This window comes from Rothia nasimurium, assembly GCF_928381705.1.
Taxonomy (GTDB): Bacteria; Actinomycetota; Actinomycetes; order Actinomycetales; family Micrococcaceae; genus Rothia; species Rothia nasimurium_G.
In genome coordinates this window covers 188,438-209,160 of sequence record NZ_CAKMSR010000004.1, presented here as the reverse complement: position 1 = coordinate 209,160, position 20,723 = coordinate 188,438, and the positions used below count along the sequence as shown (strand labels likewise).

The window sequence follows — 20,723 nt, the reverse complement described above, 5'->3', positions numbered from 1 at the left end:
CGTCTGCCCTAGCCGGCTGCCGGGGTGCTTTCCTCAGATTTGAGGGAGCGGCCCAGCAGGGCGGGGGCTAATTCTTCAACTGATATTCTACGGTCGAGCACGGCGGTGACCGCTTCGGTGATGGGCATTTCTACCCCTACTTTTCGCGCGAGTTCTGCCACAACGGGGGCAGATTTAATAGACTCGGCGGTCTGGGTCATCACGGTGTGTAGCTGGTCAGGGGCAATGCCTTCGGCCAGCAAACGACCGGCAGTGTGATTGCGGGAAAGCGGTGAGGCACAGGTAGCGATGAGGTCGCCCATACCGGCCAGGCCGCTCATGGTCTCGCTCTTACCTCCGAGGGCCAGAGCGAGGCGGGTGGTCTCAGCAAGACCACGGGTCATGACCGAGGCCTTAGAGTTATCGCCGTACTGCTTGCCCTCGCACATACCCACGCAGAGAGCAATGACGTTCTTGACCAGCCCGCCAATTTCTACGCCCACAATATCGGTGTTGGTGTAGGGGCGGAAATAGTCAGCGGCACAGATAGCGGCAACCGCCTGTGCGGTTTGCTCGCTTTGAGCGGCAACCACGCTGGTGGTGGGCTGCTCCGCAATAATCTCCTTGGCCAAGTTGGGCCCGGAAAGCACGGTAACGCGCCCCGGCACAGCCTCAATCGTTTCGGGGGCAGCTCCGCTGGCGATCAGGTGCCCCTGGAGCACCTCAATCATGACCTCGCTCATGCGCAGGCCTGTGCCCATTTCTAGGCCCTTGGCGAGAGACACCAGCAGGGCGTCTTCTTCCATCAGGGGGGCAAAGACCTCAAGCTGGGAGCGCAGTACCTGGGCCGGAATAGCCAGCACCACGATGCTGGCCCCGGTCAGGGCTTCAGCAGCGTCGGCCGTCATGACCATGCTATCGGGCAGCTTGACCCCGGGGAAGTAGCCCTCGTTGGTGCGGCTCTGCTGCATGGCTTCCATCGTGGTGGGGTTACGACCCCACAGTACAACCTGCCGGTCGGTGCCTGAGCTGGTGGCGGCGTCCGCAAGAACCTTGGCAAAAGCGGTGCCCCAGCTACCTGCTCCAAGAACAGCGATTTTCTGGTGCTTCACATGAGTCATGGGTGCGTGCCTCCCCTAGCGGTTACTGGTCAGGTGACTGGCGGACGTCCAAAACGGCATTCCAGCGCCCGGCTGGGGCTTTCTCCCCGCGCAGGCCTTCAAGCAGGCTGGTAACGTCATCAAGCATACGGTTGGTGACGGCATTCAGCTCGTCGTGGGTATAGCGAGCACCGGCTTCGCGACGCTGAACCAGGTCGCTGAAATCAACCGGATCACCTACCACGATTTTGACCTTCTTGCGGGGCCAACCAAAACGAGGTTTCCCGCGGCGAGGCCAGAAGTCCTGGTCGCCCCAGTGAGCCACCGGGTAGACCGGGGCCCCGGAAGCGAGGGCCAGGCGGGCTGCACCGGACTTTCCGGTCATGGGCCACATCTCGGGGTCCTTGGTCAGGGTGCCCTCGGGGAAGATAATGACCGCTCCCCCGGCGTCCAAAACGTTCTGGGCAACCTCAAGAGACTGGCCCGCCCGGGCTGAACCACGGGCTACCGGAATGTGGGCACACTGGCGCATGAGCCAGCCAAGCACCGGCACCCGAAATAGCGCTTCTTTGGCCAAGAACCTAGGTAGGACCCCCTCCAGGAAGAGAGGGTAGGCTGCGGTAATCGGGTCGACCACGGTCAGGTGGTTTGAGACCACGATAAACCCGCCGGTCTTGGGTAGCTTCTCCCGCCCCTCAATCTGCGCCTTCATGGGCAGGTTGTAGAGGGGTCGCAGGAGCGTACCGGCTACGGTGTAGACCGCGTCCCCCATCTTGGTGGGCTTGATATCATTCAAAGAAGCGCTGTTCTTGCTCATCTTAGGCAGTGACCTCGAAGTTAGCGCCCAGGGCGGTGAGCTTATCAACGAAGTGTTCGTAGCCGCGGGAGATCACAGAAACACCGGTGACGTTTGAGGTGCCTTCAGCGGTCAGGGCAGCAATCACGTGGGAGAAGCCACCGCGCAGGTCGGGCACGTTGATGTCGGCCCCGCGCAGGGGGGTCTTGCCGGTGATGATGGCTGAGTGCTTGAAGTTCTGGTGGCCGAAGCGGCAGGGGGTGGGGCCCAAGCAGTCCTTGTGCAGCTGCACGGTAGCGCCCATGCGAACCAGGGCGTCGGTGAAGCCGAAGCGGTTCTCGTAGACGGTCTCGTGAACAACGGAGACGCCCTTAGCCTGGGTCATGGCGACAACCAGGGGCTGCTGCCAGTCGGTCATGAAGCCGGGGTGCACGTTGGTTTCAACGAAGAGGGGGTTCAGGTCGCCGCCCTGGTGGAAGAAGCGGATGCCCTCATCGGTGATGTCCAGGCCACCGCCCAGCTTACGGTAGACGTTGATGAAGGTGGAAAGATCCTTCTGGTTGGCGTTACGCACAAAGATGTCGCCACCGGTGGCCAGGGCTGCGGAAGCCCAGGAGGCTGATTCATTACGGTCGGGCATGGCCACGTGGTTGAAGCCGGTCAGCTCGTCGACGCCCTCGATGATGATCTGGCGATCAGTTTCGACGGTGATGATGGCACCCATCTTCTGCAAGATGGCGATGAGGTCCATGATTTCGGGTTCGATAGCAGCGCCGGTCAGCTCGGTCTTGCCCTTGGCACGGGAGGCCGCCAGCAGAACCTGCTCAGTAGCGCCCACTGAGGGGTACTCTAGGTTAATCTGGGCGCCCTTGAGGCCGTCTGCGGGGGCCTTCATAGAGATACCGGTGGGCAGCTTCTCAATCTTGGCACCAAACTTTTCGAGTACGCGCAGGTGCCAGTTGATGGGGCGGTCGCCAATCTTGCAGCCACCCAGGTCGGGAATGAAGGCTTCACCGATGGTGTGCAGTAGGGGGCCACAGAGCAGAATCGGGATGCGGGAGTCGCCTGCGTGCACCTCAATGTCGGTGTGGTTGGCTACAGAGACCTTCGAAGGGTCCATGCGCAGCTCGCCGGCCTGCACGTTGTAGTCCACCGATACGCCGTGCAGCTCAACCAGGTCGGTAACGACCTGTACGTCCTTGATTTCGGGAACGTTGCGGAGCACCGAGGGGGTGGAACCCAGCAGGGCGGCAACCATGGCCTTGGGGACCAGGTTCTTAGCACCGCGGACGTTTACCTCGCCCTTCAGAGGGGTGCCACCTTCAATACGCAGTGCGCTGACCATGTATGTCCAATCGTCAAAACTATTAGGGTGTTGATTCGCGTTACTTTACGCGTCAATTCTCGTTTACCAACTTTACCCCACTTAGGTGCACTGGTTGTTGTACAGGCGGTGTTCTTAGCCATACCACAGCTTTTACTTATCTAGACGGGCCAGGCAGAACACCAAAAGGACGCCGGTGCTCGGGGCACGGCGTCCTTATGGTTAAGCTGTGGGCTGGTTTTACAGCTGCTGGGTGCGGGGCAGCCAGGCGGGGCGCTTGGCTTCGTAGGCGGTAATGGCGTCCTCGTGTTGTAGGGTCAGGCCAATGTCGTCCAGGCCTTCCATCAGGCGCCAGCGCACATAGTCATCAATCTGGAAGGGTACGGTCAGCGCACCAACGGTAACGGTCTTTTCTTCCAGGTCAACGGTGACCTCGGTACCGGGTTCGGTTTCCAGCTGCTTCCAGATCAGTTCGATGTTGTCCTGGTCTACCTGGGCAGCGACCAGACCCTGCTTGCCGGAGTTACCGCGGAAGATGTCAGCGAAACGGGCTGAGATAACCACGCGGAAACCGTAGTCCTTGAGGGCCCAGACCGCGTGCTCGCGAGATGAGCCGGTGCCGAAATCGGGGCCAGCGACCAGCACTGTACCGTGCTTGTAGGGCTCCTGGTTGAGGATGAAGTTTTCATCCTTGCGCCAGCCAGCGAACAGGGCGTCGTCGAAGCCGGTCTTGGTCACGCGCTTGAGGTAGACGGCGGGGATAATCTGGTCGGTGTCGACGTTGGAGGCACGCAGGGGCACGCCAATGCCGGTGTGCTTCTTAATGGGTTCCATGAAAAATCCGTTCCACCCGGGCTTGACCGGGTTTATTCAAAGAGGGTCTACAGGTCTGCCGGTGATGAGAGAGTGCCGCGAATGGCGGTAGCGGCGGCGACCAGAGGGGAAACCAGGTGGGTGCGTCCGCCCTTACCCTGGCGTCCTTCAAAGTTGCGGTTGGAGGTCGAAGCGCAGCGTTCGCCGGGGGCCAACTGGTCGGGGTTCATGCCCAGGCACATGGAGCAGCCGGCAAAACGCCAGTCGGCGCCGAAGTCCTTGAAAATCTGGTCCAGGCCCTCTTCTTCAGCCTGGGCTCGTACCTTCTGGGAGCCGGGGACAACCATCATACGCACGCCCTCAGCCAGCTTCTGGCCCTTGACGACCTCGGCGGCAGCGCGCAGATCCTCGATGCGGGAGTTGGTGCATGAGCCCAGGAAGACTACGTCCACGGGGATGTCCTTCATGGGGGTACCTGCGGTCAGGTCCATGTATTCCAGGGCGCGGGAGGCGGCCTTCTGCTCGTTCTCGTCCTCGAAGTCCTCGGGGAAGGGCACTGCCTGGGAGAGGGGGACGCCCTGGCCCGGGTTGGTACCCCAGGTGACGAAGGGTTCGAGCTCGTCGGCATTGATGAAGACCTCACGGTCGAAGGTAGCACCCTCGTCGGTGGGCAGAGTCTTCCAGTATTCGACGGCTGCGTCCCAGTTCTCACCGGTCGGTGCGTGGGGGCGGCCCTTGACGTATTCAAAGGTGGTCTCGTCGGGAGCGACCATGCCGGCGCGGGCACCGGCTTCAATGGACATGTTGCAGATGGTCATGCGGCCCTCCATGGAGAGGGCACGGATAGCCGAGCCACGGTATTCCAGCACGTAGCCCTGGCCACCGCCGGTACCGATTTCGGCGATAACAGCCAGGATGATGTCCTTAGCGGTGACACCGGGCTTGAGAGTGCCCTCAACGTTAATAGCCATGGTCTTGAAGGGGGCCAGGGGCAGGGTCTGGGTAGCCATCACGTGCTCCACCTCAGAGGTACCAATACCGAAGGCCAGGGCGCCGAAAGCGCCGTGGGTTGAGGTGTGGGAGTCACCGCAGACCACGGTCATGCCGGGCATGGTCAGACCCAGCTGGGGGCCCACCACGTGCACAATGCCCTGCTCTTTATCGCCCAGGGAGTGAATACGCACGCCAAACTCCTCGGCATTCTTGCGCAGGGTTTCGATCTGGGTGCGGGAGGTCAGATCAGCGATGGTGGAGAAGATGTTCTCGGTGGGAGTGTTGTGGTCCTCGGTTGCGATGGTGAGGTCGAGGCGACGCAGGGGGCGGCCTTCAAGGCGCAGGCCCTCGAAAGCCTGAGGTGAGGTCACTTCGTGGACCAGATGCAGGTCGATGTAGAGCAGGTCGGGCTTGCCGTTTTCGCCGGGCACTACAGTGTGCGCGTCCCAAACCTTTTCAGCCAAAGTTCGCGGGGTATGGTCGGTAATACCAGCCATGGAGTCCTCCATAAAGTTTTCTCGTGATGCTTTAACAAGTGTGACCCGCCGAAGAAAATCTTTCCAATAAATGAACTTGCATATCACCATATGAGAAGTCATGATAGGTTATACGGACACAATCCTTTAGCTCTCGATCTTTCACACCCGAAAGGCTCCCACCGCAACCACTCACCTGGGCCGAAGCCCGGCCCACGACCACAGGCGAAAGAAAAGTCACCATGCACGATAACCGCAGCTCAGGCGTCGGCGTCCTCGATAAAGCCGCACACATTCTTGACTGTCTCGAAGCAGGCCCCGCCACCCTCTCCCAGCTCGTTGAAGCCACCGGCCTAGCCCGCCCCACCGCCCACCGTCTCGCCGTCGCCCTAACCCACCACCGACTGGTCGCCCGCGACGTCCAGGGTCGGTTCATGCTGGGGCCCCGCCTGGGCGAACTGTCCAGCGCCGCCGGCGAAGACCGTCTGATTGCCGCTGCCGGCCCCGTGCTCAACAACCTGCGCAACGTCACCGGTGAGTCCTCCCAGGTCTTCCGCCGCCAGGGCGACTGGCGTGTCTGTGTGGCCTCCGCCGAGCGTCCTATCGGCCTGCGAGACACCATCCCCGTGGGTACCCAGCTCTCCATGAAAGCTGGTTCTGCAGCCCAGATCCTAACCGCCTGGGAAGACCATGCCCGCCTGGTCGAGGGCCTGCACAACGCCCGATTCTCAGCCACCATGCTGGCAGCCGTCCGCCGTCGCGGCTGGGCCCAGTCCGTCGGCGAACGCGAACGCGGAACCGCCTCCGTTTCAGCCCCGGTGCGCTCCCCCTCCGGCAAGGTCATCGCTGCGGTTTCAATCTCAGGCCCCATAGAGCGCCTAACCCGCCAGCCCGGCCGCCTGCACGCCGAGGTCGTCTGTGAGGCAGCTGCCGCCCTGACTGAGGCGCTCCGTAGCTAGAACTGCTGAGAGGCTTATTCAAAGTCTGGGGTGAAGCAGGCTCGCAGCGAAGCTGCTGGCTCGGCGGCTGGCGTGAATCACCTAGTGAGCGCTAGCGAACCAGGTGAGAGGGTCTGCAGCGAGCGCGAGCCTGTGAAACCCCGTTCAATAAGCCTCTTACTAAGATCCAGAAACACAGAAACTCCCCGCTCACCGGTGTCGGTAGGCGGGGAGTTTTCGTTTTATCGGGCCTCGTGCAGGGCCTGGCGGTAGCCCTGGAGGCGGGCCAGTTCGTCCTGTACGGGGGCGGTGACGCAGCGGGCTGCCACATCTGCCAGGTTTGTTTCGAGCTGGCGGCGGATGTTCTTGGCGTAGATGCGGTGTCCCACTGCTGCTAGCCCTCGACCTAGGGCCGCGGTGAGTATGCCCAGTAAAATGCCGGTGGCTACGAACAGGGTGGGCACGGGCAGGGGGAAGCCCTCGATGGTGGGTGGATCGGGCAGCACAATCTGGAAGTAGCCTGCCACTGCCAGGCCAGTGAGCCAGAGCAGGCCCACAAGAGCTGTTGCCAGCCCGATCCATTGCAGGGCGTTGAGCAGGTGCCACCACCAGCGCTTCTTCTGGGCGTCGTAGTGCACGGTGGCTGCGGCGCGCTCGATTTCGCCGGGGAGCTGGCCCTCGAAGGTTCTGGCTGCTGCCCTGATGGAGTGGCTCCAGGGCTCTTCAACGCCATCTGAGACGCTCGTGGCGAAGGTGCGCAGGGAGGTTGAGAGGGCCGCTTTCTGGGGAGCTCCTAGCGGCGGCAGGGAGGACTTAGAGATAGGCGCCCCGTCGTGGTCCTTGTGCAGGCCCAGGCGTTTGAGGGGGTCGCGTTTGATCTTGAGCAGCCAGCGGGTTGCAATCCAGCCGGTAGACGAGGCCGCGTGCAGCTTGTAGGAATCCGCTGCGGCCTTGACCAGGGCTTCTGCACCCGAGGCGGTGTAGAAGTCGTCCTCGAGCCGGGTGGTTGCTGCGGCGGTGATGCCGGCGGGCTCTCCCCCGCCGTCCTGGGCAGCAAGGTCTGAGCGGACGCCCGCCAAGTCGGCTTCGAGACGGGCAACCGCGGCGCTCTTGGCGACGGCAACCTGCCCGAGGATCTCGCGGAGGCGGGGTATCTGGTAGCCGGTGCGGGCTGAGACGCCCAGGGGGTCAGCGAGCAGGGTGGAGCTCAGCCCGTCCTGGGCCAGCAGGAGCTTGAGGGAGTCGAGCACTGCCGGGACCTCGGCTTCATCGAGCCTATCTACCTGGTTGAGCACGGCCAGGGTTACTGCCCCGTGGGCGGCTAAGGGCCGGATGAAGTCCTGGTGAATCACGGCATCGGCGTATTTTTGGGGGTCCATGACCCAGACCAGCACGTCCACGCACTGGGCCATTTTCTCTACGATTGCCCGGTTGGAGGCCTCGACCGAGTCGAAGTCAGGCAGGTCAAGGAGCACGAGCCCACCGGTGGCCTGTTCGGTCTTGCCAGCTCCCACCGAACGGCGGATTTTGTTCCACATGCCCACGGTCACCGGCACATCGGCGCGATTGAGAGCCTCTGCTGCCTGAGCGGGGTCTTCGTCCATGTAGGTGCGGCTGGTTACGCCCAGCCAGTCCAGCAGGGGTTCTGCCCCCTCCTTACCCCAGATAGCGGCCTGGGCGGTGGAGGTGGTGGGGCGGCGGGCTGCGCTCTTGGCGATGTCTTTACCGACTACCGCGTTGAAGAGGGTGGACTTGCCCGAGCCGGTGGCCCCGAAGAAGCCGATGACGGTGTGCTCGGCAGACAGTTCCCGGCGGGCTGCTGCCCGTCCCAGGGTTGCGCGGGCGGCTTCAAGGGTTTCGGGGGCTACTCGCCCTTCGCCCAGGTCAAGTGCCTCGGTGAGGGCGTCCAGGCGGGTAGCCAGGGCGGTGGTGGCGAAAGCTGTATCTGTGGTGGTCACGGTGGGTACTCTCGCTTACTTGGTCTCGGCAGTGGGTGCGGGGTTGGCTGCGGTGGAGGCGGACGCCAGCTGCTCCCCCGCGTGGGCCAGGATCTGGGCCGCTTCGGTCAGGTCGGCAGCTGAGGGGGTTTCGGGATCGCTGCTGCCGCTTGCCTCATCCAGGCGTTGGGTAAAGCGTTCTTGCTGGCTGACAAGGAGCTCTCGCATACGCTCTTCGAGGCGGGTGCGGGCACCGGCTGCCATGCGGCGGACGGCGTCCTCACCAAAAATTGCTTCGAGCAGTTTCTGGCCCACTACGCCCGAGCCGCCGGCGATACCCACTTCTAGGCCGGTGAGGCCGCCGGTCATGGAGAAGACCGCCACCATCAGAATCACGGCGGTGACGTTTACGCCCAGCGACATGAAACGGGCCCGCTGGCGTTTACCGGCGCCTTCGGCAGCGATGATGTCCATGACGTCCTGCTGCCAGGCTCGGATTGACTCGGCGACCTCTTCGGAGAAGTTCTCGCCCAGGGCTGCCAGGTCATCCCCGGCCAGAAGGGCGCGCCCGGCTCGGTCTTCGAGCCAGCGGCGCTGGGCGGTTTCGGCAGCGGCAGCAGCCTCTTCCATAATGACCGAGTGGAGGCCAACTTCAAGGGCCTGTTCCACCTCTACGGCGCGGGTAGGCGGGGTGCCTCTGAAGAAGCCGGCGACGCGGTCGCGCACCTTGCCGATAGTGGTTTCTACCTGGCGGAAGAATTCACCGGTACCCACAAAGTCCTGCCAGCGGGTCAGCACCTCGCCACGGAGCATCTGCCCGTCCTGGGTGGCCTCGTTCAGGTTGGCCAGGGCTCGCTCAAAGGCTGAGGTGACGTCCGCACGCAGGCGGGCTTCGGCGTCCTGCTGTTCACCGGCAGCCTGGGCGAGAATAGCTGCCTGCTGCCCTACCGCCCGCACCGCGCCTTCTAGGGTGCGGCGGGCGATATCGGAGCGGGCATCCACGTCAGCGCCCAGGGAGCGCAGCCAGAAAATCAGGGGGGTAAGGGCGACGGAGGGCAGCAGGCCGCGTTCGTCGCGTTCCTGCTCGGTCACAGAGTGAATCAGGGCGGGAGTGATGCCCGCTTCGGTCAGCATGCGGGTGAGGTCGGCTTCAATTTCGTCTTCGGCGCCCTCAGGCACGCGGTTGAGCACCACGGCGATGGTGATATCGCGGGCAGCGGCCTGGCGCAGAATCTCCCAGGGCACGGCGTCGGCGTAGCGGTTGGCGGTGGTGACAAAGAGCCAGAGGTCGGCAGCGCGCAAAAGCTGCTGAGCCAGGCGGCGGTTCTCGTCTGAGACCGAGTCAAAGTCGGGGGCATCAATCAGGGCGATCCCGGCGGGTAGGGAGTCGACGGGTACGGTGACCAGCTCATCCTGGCCCTTGTGGGGGTTAGCACCGGGCAGGGCTTCGCCGGGGGCTACCGGCACTCGCACCAGGTGGGGCAGCATGCGCTCCGGGGTGAAGGCGTCAGCGTCTTCGGGGCGGTGCAGAAGGACGGGCTGGCGGGTGGTGGGTCGGATCGCGCCGGAGCGGGTGACGGGCTCCCCCATCAGGGTGTTCACCAGGGTGGACTTGCCGGCGCCAGTGGAGCCGCCCACCACGACGGTCAGCGGGGCGTCGAGGGTAGCCAGCTTAGGCAGGATGTAGTCATCGAGCTGGGTGACGGCGGTACGCGCCTCCTTGCGCGCTGCGTCGGCTGAGCCGGTGACCAGGGGGAAGGACGCCGCAGCGAGGGTATTGCGGGCATCGCGAACTGCGGTGAGAGCGGGAGTGATTGATTCGTTGTGCACGTACCCTATTCTCGCATGTTTAGCGAAAGACGCGGGGCTTGGTAGCCAATGACGCTGTGGGCAAAAGAAAAGCTCCACATCCTAGTGGATGTGGAGCTTTTTAGCCTGTGACCCCAACCGGATTTGAACCGGTGTTGCCGCCGTGAGAGGGCGGAGTACTAGGCCGCTATACGATGGGGCCGAAACTCTTTCGAGTCGCTACCGTTTCCGGCAACAGATAAAACTATACACACACCGTTTACCCGCGCGCAAGCTGGAAGGGTGTAATCTGTGCCATTTCTAAGAACACAGGCGCACGGGGCACATGTGGCGCCTACCGCCATATGTGGCGATGGCGCTGCCACATTTGGCGGCCACCGCAACATGTTGCATTCAGACACACGAAAAAATCCCCCGCTTCAACAGAAGCGAGGGATTTTAGCCTGTGACCCCAACCGGATTTGAACCGGTGTTGCCGCCGTGAGAGGGCGGAGTACTAGGCCGCTATACGATGGGGCCGTAACATCTTGAATCAAGATGTTCGCTGGGATACCAGGACTCGAACCTAGAATGACGGTACCAGAAACCGTAGTGTTGCCAATTACACCATATCCCATTATTATTTGCTCCGGCTTGTTTTCCTTTCGGAATTCATCGCCGCAACAAGTAATAACTCTATACGAGCTTTTGAGGGCGTGCAACTTGAAATCTGTAGAGCTGGCTCACACTCAAGTAGTTCACCCCGCGTTTACCCTTATTTCTAGCGGTTTTTGACCCCAAAATTTTTGTAAAAATTCCTGAAAAAGCCGCTGCGGGCGTCCTACTTCCCCACTTTTCCATCTTCCTAGGTCTTATAAAAAGCACCACCCCGCTCCCCCACTAGGCGGGGTCACGGGGCGGTGCGTGAGCTAAACCTCGAAATTTTTTAGGCCAGCGAAGCGCGGAGCTTCTTCAGGCGGGCAAGAGAGGAATCCTTGCCCAGAATCTCCATGGACTCGAAGAGCGGCGGGGAGATGCGCTGGCCGCTCATGGCGGTGCGCACCGGGCCGAAGGCCAGGCGGGGCTTGATCTCAAGACCGTCGACGATAGCTTCGCGCAGGGCAGCTTCGATGGTGGCGGCGGTGAAATCGGTCAGGCCCTCAACAGCGGTGATAGCCGCGTCGAGAACTGCCGGTGCTGACTCCTTGAGCTGCTTGGCGGCGTCCTCAGCAACCTCGATGTTCTCGTCGGCGGTGAAGAGGAAGCCCAGCAGGCCGGGGGCCTCACCCAGAAGCTGCATGCGCTCCTGTACCAGGGGTGCGGCCTCAGTCAGAATAGTCTGCTCGCGCTCGGTCAGCTGCTCAAAGCTCTCGGCTGAGACCAATTCAGCCTTGTGCAGGAAGGGAACCAGGCGGTTGCGGAAGTCCTCTGCCTGAAGCAGGCGGATGTGGGTGCCGTTGATGGCCTCAGCCTTCTTGACGTCAAAGCGGGCGGGGTTGGCCAGCACGTCCTTGATGTCGAAGGCAGCCACCATCTGGTCCATGGTGAAGATGTCTTCGTCGTGGGAGAGGGACCAGCCCAGCAGGGAGAGGTAGTTGAGCAGGCCCTCCTTGATGAAACCGGCATCCAGCAGGTTGTAGAGGCTGGATTCGGGGTCGCGCTTGGAGAGCTTCTTGTTGCCCTGGCCCATGACGTAGGGCAGGTGGCCGAATTCGGGGATGAAGCTGGTGACGCCCACCTCAACCAGGGCCCGATAGAGGGCGATCTGGCGGGGGGTCGATGACAGCAGGTCTTCACCGCGCAGCACGTGGGTGATGCCCATCAGGGCGTCGTCCACGGGATTGACCAGGGTGTAGAGGGGCTTGCCGTTGGCGCGGACGACCACGAAGTCGGGTACAGAACCGGCCTTGAAGGTGATGTCGCCGCGCACCAGGTCGTGGAAGGTGATGTCCTCATCGGGCATGCGCAGGCGCAGGACGGGCTGGCGACCCTCGGCCCGGTAGGCGGCCTTCTGCTCTTCGGTCAGGTCGCGGTCAAAGTTGTCGTAGCCCAGCTTGGGGTCTTCGCCCTTGGCCTTGTGGCGCTCTTCAACTTCTTCGGGGGTTGAGAAGTCTTCGTAAACGAAGCCGCCGGCCTTGAGCTTCTCTACTACCTCAGCGTAGATGTCCATACGTTCTGACTGGCGGTAGGGCTCGTGGGGGCCGCCGATACCGACGCCTTCGTCCCAGTTGATGCCCAGCCACTGCAGGGATTCGAGCACCTGGTTGAAGGATTCTTCGGAGTCGCGGGCAGCGTCGGTGTCTTCAATACGGAAGACCATGGTGCCGCCGGTGTGCTTGGCGTAGGCCCAGTTGAAGAGGGCGGTGCGCACCATGCCGACGTGCGGGGTGCCGGTGGGTGAGGGGCAGAAGCGGACGCGGGTTTCGCTGGGGTCGTTAAGTTTCAGAGCGTAATCACTCATGGATGTTGGCACATCCCTTTCTTCTTGAAAGCTGGTGGTGGGTTCTAGTTTACTCGCCGCTTTTCTTCAGCGCGGAACTTTGCTGAGGGCGGTAGTTTACTCCGCGCGGACGGTATTGATCAGGGAGCCGATGCCCTCAACCTCAATCTCGACCTCGTTACCTGCGCTCAGGCGTCCTACCCCTGCGGGGGTACCGGTGAGAATCACGTCGCCGGGCAGCAGGGTGAAGTATTCACTGGCGGCGGCGACAAGTTCGGCAACGGAGAAGACCATGTCGGCGGTGGTGCCGTCCTGCTTGAGGTCGCCGTCAACCCAGGTTTGGATGGTGAGGTCGTCGGTGTCCAGGTCGGTTTCGATCCAGGGGCCGAGGGGGCAGGCGCCGTCGAAGCCTTTGGCGCGGGCCCACTGGATGTCGGTTTTTTGGGCGTCGCGGGCGGTCAGGTCGTTGGCGACGGTGAAGCCGTAAATAACTTCGGGCACGCGGTCCAGGGGCACAGACTTAGCGATGCGGCCGATGACGACGGCAAGCTCACCTTCGAAGGAGACGTTATCTGACCATTCGGGCAGGGCGATGGGGTCGCCAGGGCCGATGACGGAAGTGTTGGGCTTGAAGAAGAACTGGGGGGTGGTGGGGGTTTCGTTGCCCAGTTCGGACGCGTGGTCGCGCCAGTTGCGGGCCACACCAATAACCTTGGAGCGGGGGATGATGGGGGCAAGCAGGCGGACGTCGGCGATGGGATATCGCTTATCGGTTGGGTTGATGCCGGTGTAGAAGGGGTCGCCGGAGAGGACAGTGATGGTCTCCTCGCCGGGCTCACCTTCAACCAGGCCAAAGTGCAGGGTATCGTCTACAGTAAATCGGGCAATGCGCATGGTTCTAGACTACCGGACTCGCCTCCCCCGCCCCAGAAGGTACCAGGTAAATCAAAAATGACCACCTGGTTCGTGGTCTTTTTTGACTTAGATGGTACCTACCTCTATAGGTTGACATCGTCCGTCCCGCTGTCCTACAGTAATCACCAGTTCTTGTTCCCTACGGAAGGCTCCCCCAGTGGATTTTTCAGCGGCTCTCTAGACCACGCTGAAACCCCTCACCGCGGTTTTCAGCACCTCATCTCTTTGACGCTGAATGGATCGCACCCACATGCCTATTTCCGTATCTGAACCCCACCTTTCTTTTAACAGCCTCAGCCTGATCTGGCCCGACGGCACCCCCTGCTTTGAAAACCTCACCGGCGCTGTCAGTGCCCCGGTTACAGCCCTCATTGGCGATAACGGCTCCGGCAAATCAACCCTGCTCAAGATTCTGGCAGGCACGCTAGAACCAACGAGCGGCAGTATTACCCGACCTAGCACCGTCGCCTATCTGCCCCAGGATTTAGGGCTCACCCCGCAGACCACCATCGCCGACCTCTTCGCTATCACCGACATCCTCGACGCCCTCACCGCGCTAGAAGCCGGCGACTACTCCGAAGAGCTCTACGACCGGATCGGTGATAACTGGGATGCCGCCGAGCAAGCCCAGGCTGCCCTGGCCGCGTCCGGCTTCTCCCCTGCCCTAGCCGCTACCGACGCCCGCGCCCTCATGCGGCGAACCGTCGGCACGCTTTCGGGTGGCGAGGCCGTCACCGCAGCCCTCACGGCGCTGGTTGCCTCACGCCCAGGCGTCCTGCTGCTCGATGAGCCCACCAACAACCTCGACGCCGACGCCCGCGCCACCCTCTACCGGCTCCTAGACAGCCTGCCTTGCCCGGTGCTCGTGGTCAGCCACGACCGCGACCTGCTAGAGCGGGTTGATGAAGTGCTGGAACTCAGGCAGGGAACCCTGCGCTCTTTCACCGGTAACTACAGCGCCTACCGGCAGGCCATCGACAGCGAGCAGGACGCCGCCGCCCGCCACCTGCGCGAGGCCAAGCAGGTTGAGCAGCAGGAAAAGCGGGAGCGCATCGAGGCAGAAACCAAGCTGGCCCGCGCGGCCCGGGCTGGGGCGACCGCCCAGGCTAACCGGCGGGGCTCGCGCATGTCGATGGGGCTGGCTGCTTCCTCAGCCCAGCGGTCAGCCGCTAAGGTTCGGCAGACACACCAGGGCAGACTTGACGCTGCTACTGCAACCCGGAAGGCCCGGGAGCGGGATATCCGCGAGGACCAGGCCATCTACCTTGACTTGCCCGGCACCCGGGTGCCAGCAGGTAAGCGGGTGCTGGAGCTAACCCTGCGGCAGGGTACCTGTGCGGACGCCCATCCCCACCAGGGTGAGCAGGAGCAGGCGGGCGACGGGGCGGCTGCTACTCCTCCCCTGCCTGAGCGGCTGATTGTCCAGGGCCCAGAGCGCCTGCGGCTAGCCGGGTCTAACGGGTCGGGTAAGAGCACTCTGCTGAGGGCCATCATGGGTGATTCTCAGGCTGCTGAAACCGCCCAGTACACCTGCAACCACCGGGTAGCCAATACCGGTTACCTGCCCCAGCGACTGACACTCCCCCAGGAGCAGAGCATGTTAGAGCTAGTGGCGACAGCTAATCCGGCGCTCACCGAGCAACAAATCCGCGATGATCTGGCCCGGCTGCTCTTCCGCCGGGAACGGGTGCACCTGCCCGTGGGTGTTCTCTCCGGTGGCGAATGTTTCCGCGTGGCCCTGGCAACCGTCCTTTTAGCCAGCCCGGCACCGCAGCTGCTGATTCTCGACGAACCCACCAACAACCTCGATATGGCCTCGGTGGACTGGCTGGTGCAGACGTTAGCCTCCTATGAGGGTGCGCTCCTGGTGGTCAGCCATGACGAAGCCTTCTGCGCGCAACTGGGCCTGACGGGCGTCCTGACCTTGCCCTAGAACAACTAGAAAAGACCATTTAAATCAGAAAAACCCACCTAGTTGGTGGGTTTTTCTGATTTAGGTGGTACCTACCAGAAGAAAGACTAGACCAGCTTCACGTTCCAGCCCAGGCGGTCCTCGACCTTACCGGTCTGAATGCCTACCAGCTCTTCGCGTAGGGCCATGGTGACCTCGCCGCCGTCCGCGCCAGAAGCCGAGGGGATCTCAAAGTCAGCGGCCTTGAGCTTACCCACGGGGGTAATGACGGCAGCGGTACCGCAGGCAAAAATCTCGGTGATCTCGCCAGAAGCTACGCCCTCTCGCCACTCGCTCAGGGTAATCTTGCGTTCCTCAACGGTGTGGCCGCGGTCCTCAGCCAGCTTGATAATGGACTTACGGGTCACACCGCGCAGAATCGTGCCGGTCAGCTCGGGGGTGACGATGCGTCCGTCCTTGTAGACAAAGAAAACGTTCATGCCGCCCAGCTCTTCAATGGCGTCATCGCGGTTGGGGTCCTTGAAGATGACCTGCTTGCAGCCCTGGGCCTCGCCCTCCAGCTGGGCAGCCAGAGAAGCCGCGTAGTTGCCGCCGCACTTGGCCTCGCCGGTGCCGCCCACACCAGCGCGGGCATAGGTGGTGGAAAGCCAGATATCAACGGGCTTGGGGGTGCCGAAGTAGTTACCGGCAGGGGACGCAATGATGAAGAAAGAAACCTCGTGGGCCGGGCGGATGCCCAAGAAAGCCTCGGTGGCAATCATGAAGGGGCGCAGGTAGAGGGATTCACCGTCACCGTTAGGCACCCAGTCGGCATCGATGGTGACCAGCTGGCGGATGGCTTCAACAAAGAGTTCTTCGGGCAGGTTGGGCAGCACCAGGCGGTCTGCTGACTTATTCAGACGGGAGGCGTTCTCTTCAGGACGGAAGGTGGTGATGGACCCGTCTGCCTGGCGGTAGGCCTTGATACCCTCGAAGATTTCCTGGCCGTAGTGGAAGACGGACGCCGCAGGGTCCAGGCTCAGGGGGCCGTAGGGCAGAACCTGGGCGTTGGTCCATTCGCCGCCGTCGGTGTGGGTGCCGCGCCAGTCGATGCGCACCATGTGGTCGGTGAAGTAGTTGCCGAAGCCGGGGTCGGCGAGGATCTCGGCGCGTCGTTCGGCGCTGGCGGGGTTGGGGTTGCGGTTGATGGTGAATTCGAGTGACATGCTCATCCTTCAAACTGTGTCGTGGGGTCTCTTATCTAGGGTACCCCAGGGTCTTTCGCTCTGTTAGCTAGCTTACGCAAGACCCCACCGGGTTTCGGTGGGGTCAGGGGGCTTAGCCCAGTTGGGCGAGGATTGCGTCGCCGATTTCGTCGGTGGCGCGGGTTGCGCCGGGGTTGGCGGCCAGGTCAGCTTCAACGGCCTGCTCGATTCGGGCGGCTGAAGCCTCGTAGCCTAGGTGGCGCAGGAGCATAGCAGCGGCCAGGACGGTTGCGGTCGGGTTGGCCTTGTTCTGCCCGGCAATGTCGGGGGCAGATCCATGGACGGGCTCAAACATGGAGGGGTAGGTGCCGTCGGCGTTGATATTGCCGCAGGCTGCGTAGCCTATGCCGCCGGTAATAGCACCTGCCTGGTCGGTGAGGATGTCGCCAAAGAGGTTATCGGTGACGATCACATCGAAGCGGGCGGGGTCGGTGGTGAAGAAGATGGTGGCTGCGTCAATGTGCAGGTAGTCGGTGGTGACCTGGGGGTATTCTTCGGCGACCTTGGTGAAGATGCGGTTGTAGAGGGCACCAGCGTTGACCAGCACGTTGGTCTTGTGGATGAGGGTCAGCTTTTTCTTCTCGCGGCTGGCGGCCAGCTCGAAGGCGTAGCGCACCAGGCGTTCGATGCCGTAGGCGGTGTTGACCGACACTTCGGTGGCGATTTCAGCGTCGGTACCGGCGCGCAGTACACCGCCGTTACCGGCGTAGGGGCCTTCGGTACCTTCACGTACGACTACAAAGTCAATGTCGCCGGGGTTGCTCAGGGGTGAAACAGCGCCGGGGAAGAGGCGGGAGGGGCGCAGGTTGATGTAGTGGTCGAAGGAGAAGCGCAGGTTGAGCAGGATTTCTCGTTCGATCAGGCCGCTGGGCACAGCGGACGAGCGCGGGTCGGCCCCCACAGCGCCAAAGAGGATGGCGTCGTGCTGGGCGAGTGCGGTCTTGGTCTCTTCGGTGAGGGTCTGACCGGTGGCGAGCCAGTGCTCTGCACCGAGGGGGTATTCGGTGGAGGTGACAGTGATGTTGTCGAGTTCGGCTGCGCGGGTGAGGACGCGGTGGGCTTGGGCTACTACTTCGGGGCCAATGCCGTCGCCGGGGATGACGGCCAGGTTGATGGAGCTGTTTTCAGTCATGGTTTAAGGCTAGTCCTGCGAGCGCAGCTTTGCCCATATTTTGACTGATGGTTTCATATATTGGTTTAGGGTGTAAGGTCGCCGATAGCCGGCAGCACCTCTACCGGTTTGTTACCGGTGGGGGCTACTTCGAGGGTAGCGAGTTTATCCCCTACCAGATGGGCGAGGACGAGCGCATCCCCGTCCTTGGTGTTTGCAGCCAGGTAGGTGCGGGGCAGGTCCTGATTGATGGGCTCGCCCTGGTAAAGCAGGTTGTAGGTGAGGCAGGTGCCGCAGTCGCAGGCCTGCACTATCTGAGCTTCTTCAAGGGCAGCAATTGCTGCCTCACGTTCTGTTGTATTCGGTTCACGGTCGCTTGGGGTGTGGGGCTTGGCCAGGCGTAATACCGCAGCAAAGAACTCTTTTTCTTGTTTCATAGCCACATCATAAGAAATTAAGAAAACTGCTGCTAGTGAACAGACACATAAGGTCGTAGGGCCTTCGACAGCGGCCGTTCAACGAACTTATAGGAAAGCCAGGCGATAATTGTTGTCGTTACGAGCACCAGCGGGAACCTCAAGGAATATCCGATTCCTTGAGTCAGCCATAGAAATTGAATCGGATAATGCCAGAGGTATACCCCGTAGGAGATAGCACCAAACCAAACTAAGGGCTTCCATGACATGAAAGAGTTAATCCACGAAATTTCACCGCAGGCAAGCAAAGCCACAACCATAACAGAACCCCAGGTAATTAAAGTCAGCTCAACAGGCATTGCCACAAATTGCGGTGCAAAGGTCATAAATCCGATGATTATAAGCCCTGGTATGGCAAGAATCCTACTCCAGCCTTTAACGGTTTCAGGCCAGTAGCGGTAGGCAATCGCCAGTAGTGCACCTACTAGAAGATTATCCATACGAGCATCTAGACCGTTATATATACGATCTTCAGAAGAAGCATAGATAAATTTGATAGCCGTTGATCCAGCAATAAGCACAAGGGCGGTTACTGCCACTCCCTTGACCTTCTTAAAGGCGTAGGCAGCAACAAGCAACAAGGGCCAAAAGAGATAGAATTGCTCTTCGACAGCCAAGGACCAAAGATGACCATAAGCGCCCATGTCATTGCCTGAAACACGCACCCAGTTTGAATAATACAGAAGGGCTGAAAAAATTTCAGCTACTGGAGGGGTCAGTAGGGGCACAGTTACTACAAGCATAAGAATGAGTGCAGGTACAAGTCGCAACAACCTGCGACCAGAGAATTTAATTAGGTTAATTGACCCATATTTTTCACGCTCATTGAGCAGAAGTCCCGTAATGAGAAATCCAGAAAGTGCGAAAAATAAGCCAACCCCCACAGTTGCACCGTAAAAGTGGCGTGTCCATGCGTGACCGAGTATGACCAGTAAAACCGCAATTGTTCGCATGCCATCAAGCTGCGGCCAGTACTGCGCCCCTGAGGAATGGTGTAAGGAAGGGGCAGAAGTTTTTTGCTGAGAGCTCATCATACGCTAGACCTCCTTAAGAATCAGTTCCTTGACCGCCTCAACCTCGTTGGGCAGGTCAATCACGTGGCGGTCGGCTTCCATGATGCCGGCAAAGCGCTCGGGGATGGCAGGCTCAGCGCCGGTTGCTTCGAGGATAGTTTCAGCGAATTTAACAGGCATAGCGGTTTCTAGGCAGATGATGGGGGTATCAACCTTCTCAGCCCAGTCGCGGGCTACCTTGACGCCGTCCGCGGTGTGGGGGTCAAGCAGCACACCCAGGCGCTCGTGGGCATTACGAATGGTGGCGACGCGGTCGGCGTGGGTTGAACGGCCAGAGGCAAAACCGTAGCGCTCAGCAGCTTCGGCAAAGGCCGGGTCATCGGTCAGGGAGAATCCACCCTGGCGCACCTTGAGACCAAAGAGGTCAGCGGTGCGCTCGGCGTCCCGGCCCAGCAGATCAAAGACAAAGCGCTCAAAGTTTGAGGCCCGGGAGATATCCATGGAGGGGCTGGACGTCTCGTAGGTATCAGCCGAAGAACGCACCCGGTAGTCGCCGGTGCGGAAGAATTCGTCGAGCACGTCGTTCTCGTTGGTGGCAACAATCAGACGGTCAATGGGCAGGCCCATCTGGCGGGCGATATGGCCGGCGCAGATATCACCGAAGTTACCGGTGGGCACGCAGAAGGAAACCTGCTGGTCGTTGCTTTCGGTAGCGCGAATCCAGGATGAAACATAGTACACAATCTGAGCCATCAGGCGGGCCCAGTTGATGGAGTTCACCGCACCAATGCGCTTATCAGCCTTAAAAGCGGCGTCAGCAGAAATAGCCTTGACCACATCCTGGCAGTCATCAAAGACGCCGTCGAGGGCAACATTGAAGATGTTTTCGTCGTCCAGGCCGAACATCTGGGCCTGCTGGAAGGGGGTCATGCGCCCGGCGGGGGTGAGCATGAAAACCTTGATGCCGGGGCGGCCGCGCATAGCGTATTCGGCAGATGAGCCGGTATCGCCCGAGGTGGCGCCCACAATGTTGAGGGTTTCGCCGCGGCGGCCCAGCTCGTATTCGAAGAGCTCACCCAGCAGCTGCATGGCCATGTCCTTGAAGGCGGCGGTGGGGCCCTCAGACAGGTGGCCGATCAGGATGCCGGGTTCCAGTTCGGTCACCGGAACGATCTCTTCTGAGGCGAACTTGGGGTAGGAGTAGGCCCGGGCGGTCATAGCCTTGATGTCTTCAGCCGGAATATCGTCGATGAAGAGCTGCAGTACTTCTGCGGCCAGGGCTGCGTAGCCTTCCTCAGCAAGCACAGCACGCCAGCGGGTCAGAGTGGCATCGTCGAGGGTGGGGTAGGTTTCGGGCAGGTAGAGGCCGCCGTCGGGGGCAAGGCCACCGAGCAGAATATCGGTGAACTTAGCTGGGGTGCGGGTGGTGTCGCGGGTTGAGATGTACTGCATGGGTATAAGCCTACCG

General features: G+C 61.3%; 16 protein-coding genes and 3 tRNA genes. 2 read left to right on the top strand and 17 right to left on the bottom strand.

All coding sequences use genetic code 11. The features are described from left to right. Nucleotides 1-8 precede the first annotated feature (8 nt). From L6762_RS05305 to leuC, 5 genes are all read right to left on the bottom strand, one after another. A complete protein-coding gene (locus L6762_RS05305; RefSeq protein WP_237185924.1) occupies nt 9-1,100 on the bottom strand; it encodes an NAD(P)H-dependent glycerol-3-phosphate dehydrogenase in 1,092 nt (363 codons plus the stop codon). Between the two features lie 22 nt (nt 1,101-1,122). Then, nucleotides 1,123-1,896 carry a lysophospholipid acyltransferase family protein gene (locus tag L6762_RS05300; protein WP_237185923.1) on the bottom strand — a complete coding sequence of 258 codons (774 nt, stop codon included), beginning with the start codon at nt 1,894-1,896 and terminating at the stop codon, nt 1,123-1,125. A gap of 1 nt (nt 1,897) precedes the next feature. Continuing rightward, entirely contained in the window at nt 1,898-3,220 is a 1,323-nt protein-coding gene (gene murA / locus L6762_RS05295; RefSeq protein ID WP_237185922.1) for a UDP-N-acetylglucosamine 1-carboxyvinyltransferase, read from the bottom strand. 219 nt (nt 3,221-3,439) lie between these two features. Continuing rightward, entirely contained in the window at nt 3,440-4,033 is a 594-nt protein-coding gene (gene leuD, locus L6762_RS05290) for a 3-isopropylmalate dehydratase small subunit (RefSeq protein WP_237185921.1), read from the bottom strand. A 47-nt stretch (nt 4,034-4,080) separates the two neighbouring features. Beyond that, complete coding sequence (gene leuC, locus L6762_RS05285; protein ID WP_237185920.1) at nt 4,081-5,502, bottom strand: 3-isopropylmalate dehydratase large subunit; 1,422 nt, start codon at nt 5,500-5,502, stop codon at nt 4,081-4,083. A gap of 221 nt (nt 5,503-5,723) precedes the next feature. On the opposite strand from leuC, the gene L6762_RS05280 reads away from it, so the two are divergent. After that, nucleotides 5,724-6,440, top strand: a complete 717-nt coding sequence (locus L6762_RS05280; protein ID WP_237185919.1) for an IclR family transcriptional regulator — start codon at nt 5,724-5,726, stop codon at nt 6,438-6,440. A gap of 221 nt (nt 6,441-6,661) precedes the next feature. On the opposite strand, the gene L6762_RS05275 is transcribed toward L6762_RS05280, so the two are convergent. The 7 genes from L6762_RS05275 to L6762_RS05245 all read right to left on the bottom strand — a co-directional run bounded on the left by L6762_RS05275 (nt 6,662) and on the right by L6762_RS05245 (nt 13,478). Then, the gene (locus L6762_RS05275) at nt 6,662-8,377 is read right to left on the bottom strand and encodes a dynamin family protein (RefSeq protein ID WP_237185918.1); all 1,716 of its coding nucleotides are present in this window, start codon (nt 8,375-8,377) and stop codon (nt 6,662-6,664) included. Between the two features lie 15 nt (nt 8,378-8,392). Then, nucleotides 8,393-10,186 (bottom strand): dynamin family protein, encoded by a 1,794-nt coding sequence (locus tag L6762_RS05270; RefSeq protein WP_237185917.1) that lies wholly within the window; start codon nt 10,184-10,186, stop codon nt 8,393-8,395. A 108-nt stretch (nt 10,187-10,294) separates the two neighbouring features. After that, a tRNA-Glu gene (locus L6762_RS05265) sits at nt 10,295-10,367 on the bottom strand. 244 nt (nt 10,368-10,611) lie between these two features. Next, nucleotides 10,612-10,684: transfer RNA gene (locus L6762_RS05260), tRNA-Glu, on the bottom strand. Nucleotides 10,685-10,709: 25 nt separating this feature from the next. Next, a tRNA-Gln gene (locus L6762_RS05255) sits at nt 10,710-10,781 on the bottom strand. Between the two features lie 309 nt (nt 10,782-11,090). Continuing rightward, complete coding sequence (gene gltX, locus L6762_RS05250; RefSeq protein WP_237185916.1) at nt 11,091-12,605, bottom strand: glutamate--tRNA ligase; 1,515 nt, start codon at nt 12,603-12,605, stop codon at nt 11,091-11,093. A 96-nt stretch (nt 12,606-12,701) separates the two neighbouring features. After that, entirely contained in the window at nt 12,702-13,478 is a 777-nt protein-coding gene (locus L6762_RS05245; protein ID WP_237185915.1) for a fumarylacetoacetate hydrolase family protein, read from the bottom strand. 271 nt (nt 13,479-13,749) lie between these two features. Here L6762_RS05245 and L6762_RS05240 point away from each other — a divergent pair, with 271 nt between their 5' ends. Then, nucleotides 13,750-15,432 (top strand): ABC-F family ATP-binding cassette domain-containing protein, encoded by a 1,683-nt coding sequence (locus L6762_RS05240; protein WP_237185914.1) that lies wholly within the window; start codon nt 13,750-13,752, stop codon nt 15,430-15,432. Nucleotides 15,433-15,518: 86 nt separating this feature from the next. Here the strand turns inward: L6762_RS05240 and L6762_RS05235 are convergent, their stop codons facing one another. The 5 genes from L6762_RS05235 to thrC all read right to left on the bottom strand — a co-directional run bounded on the left by L6762_RS05235 (nt 15,519) and on the right by thrC (nt 20,707). Further along, complete coding sequence (locus tag L6762_RS05235) at nt 15,519-16,616, bottom strand: branched-chain amino acid aminotransferase (protein ID WP_237185913.1); 1,098 nt, start codon at nt 16,614-16,616, stop codon at nt 15,519-15,521. Nucleotides 16,617-16,728: 112 nt separating this feature from the next. Beyond that, nucleotides 16,729-17,787, bottom strand: coding sequence for a 3-isopropylmalate dehydrogenase (locus L6762_RS05230; protein ID WP_237185912.1), 1,059 nt, complete (start codon nt 17,785-17,787; stop codon nt 16,729-16,731). 65 nt (nt 17,788-17,852) lie between these two features. Next, entirely contained in the window at nt 17,853-18,203 is a 351-nt protein-coding gene (locus L6762_RS05225; RefSeq protein WP_237185911.1) for a hypothetical protein, read from the bottom strand. Between the two features lie 32 nt (nt 18,204-18,235). Next, complete coding sequence (locus L6762_RS05220; protein WP_237185910.1) at nt 18,236-19,276, bottom strand: acyltransferase family protein; 1,041 nt, start codon at nt 19,274-19,276, stop codon at nt 18,236-18,238. A 3-nt stretch (nt 19,277-19,279) separates the two neighbouring features. Continuing rightward, nucleotides 19,280-20,707: a threonine synthase gene (gene thrC / locus L6762_RS05215; protein ID WP_237185909.1), complete on the bottom strand. Its 1,428-nt coding sequence runs from the start codon at nt 20,705-20,707 to the stop codon at nt 19,280-19,282. Between the last annotated feature and the right edge of the window lie 16 nt (nt 20,708-20,723).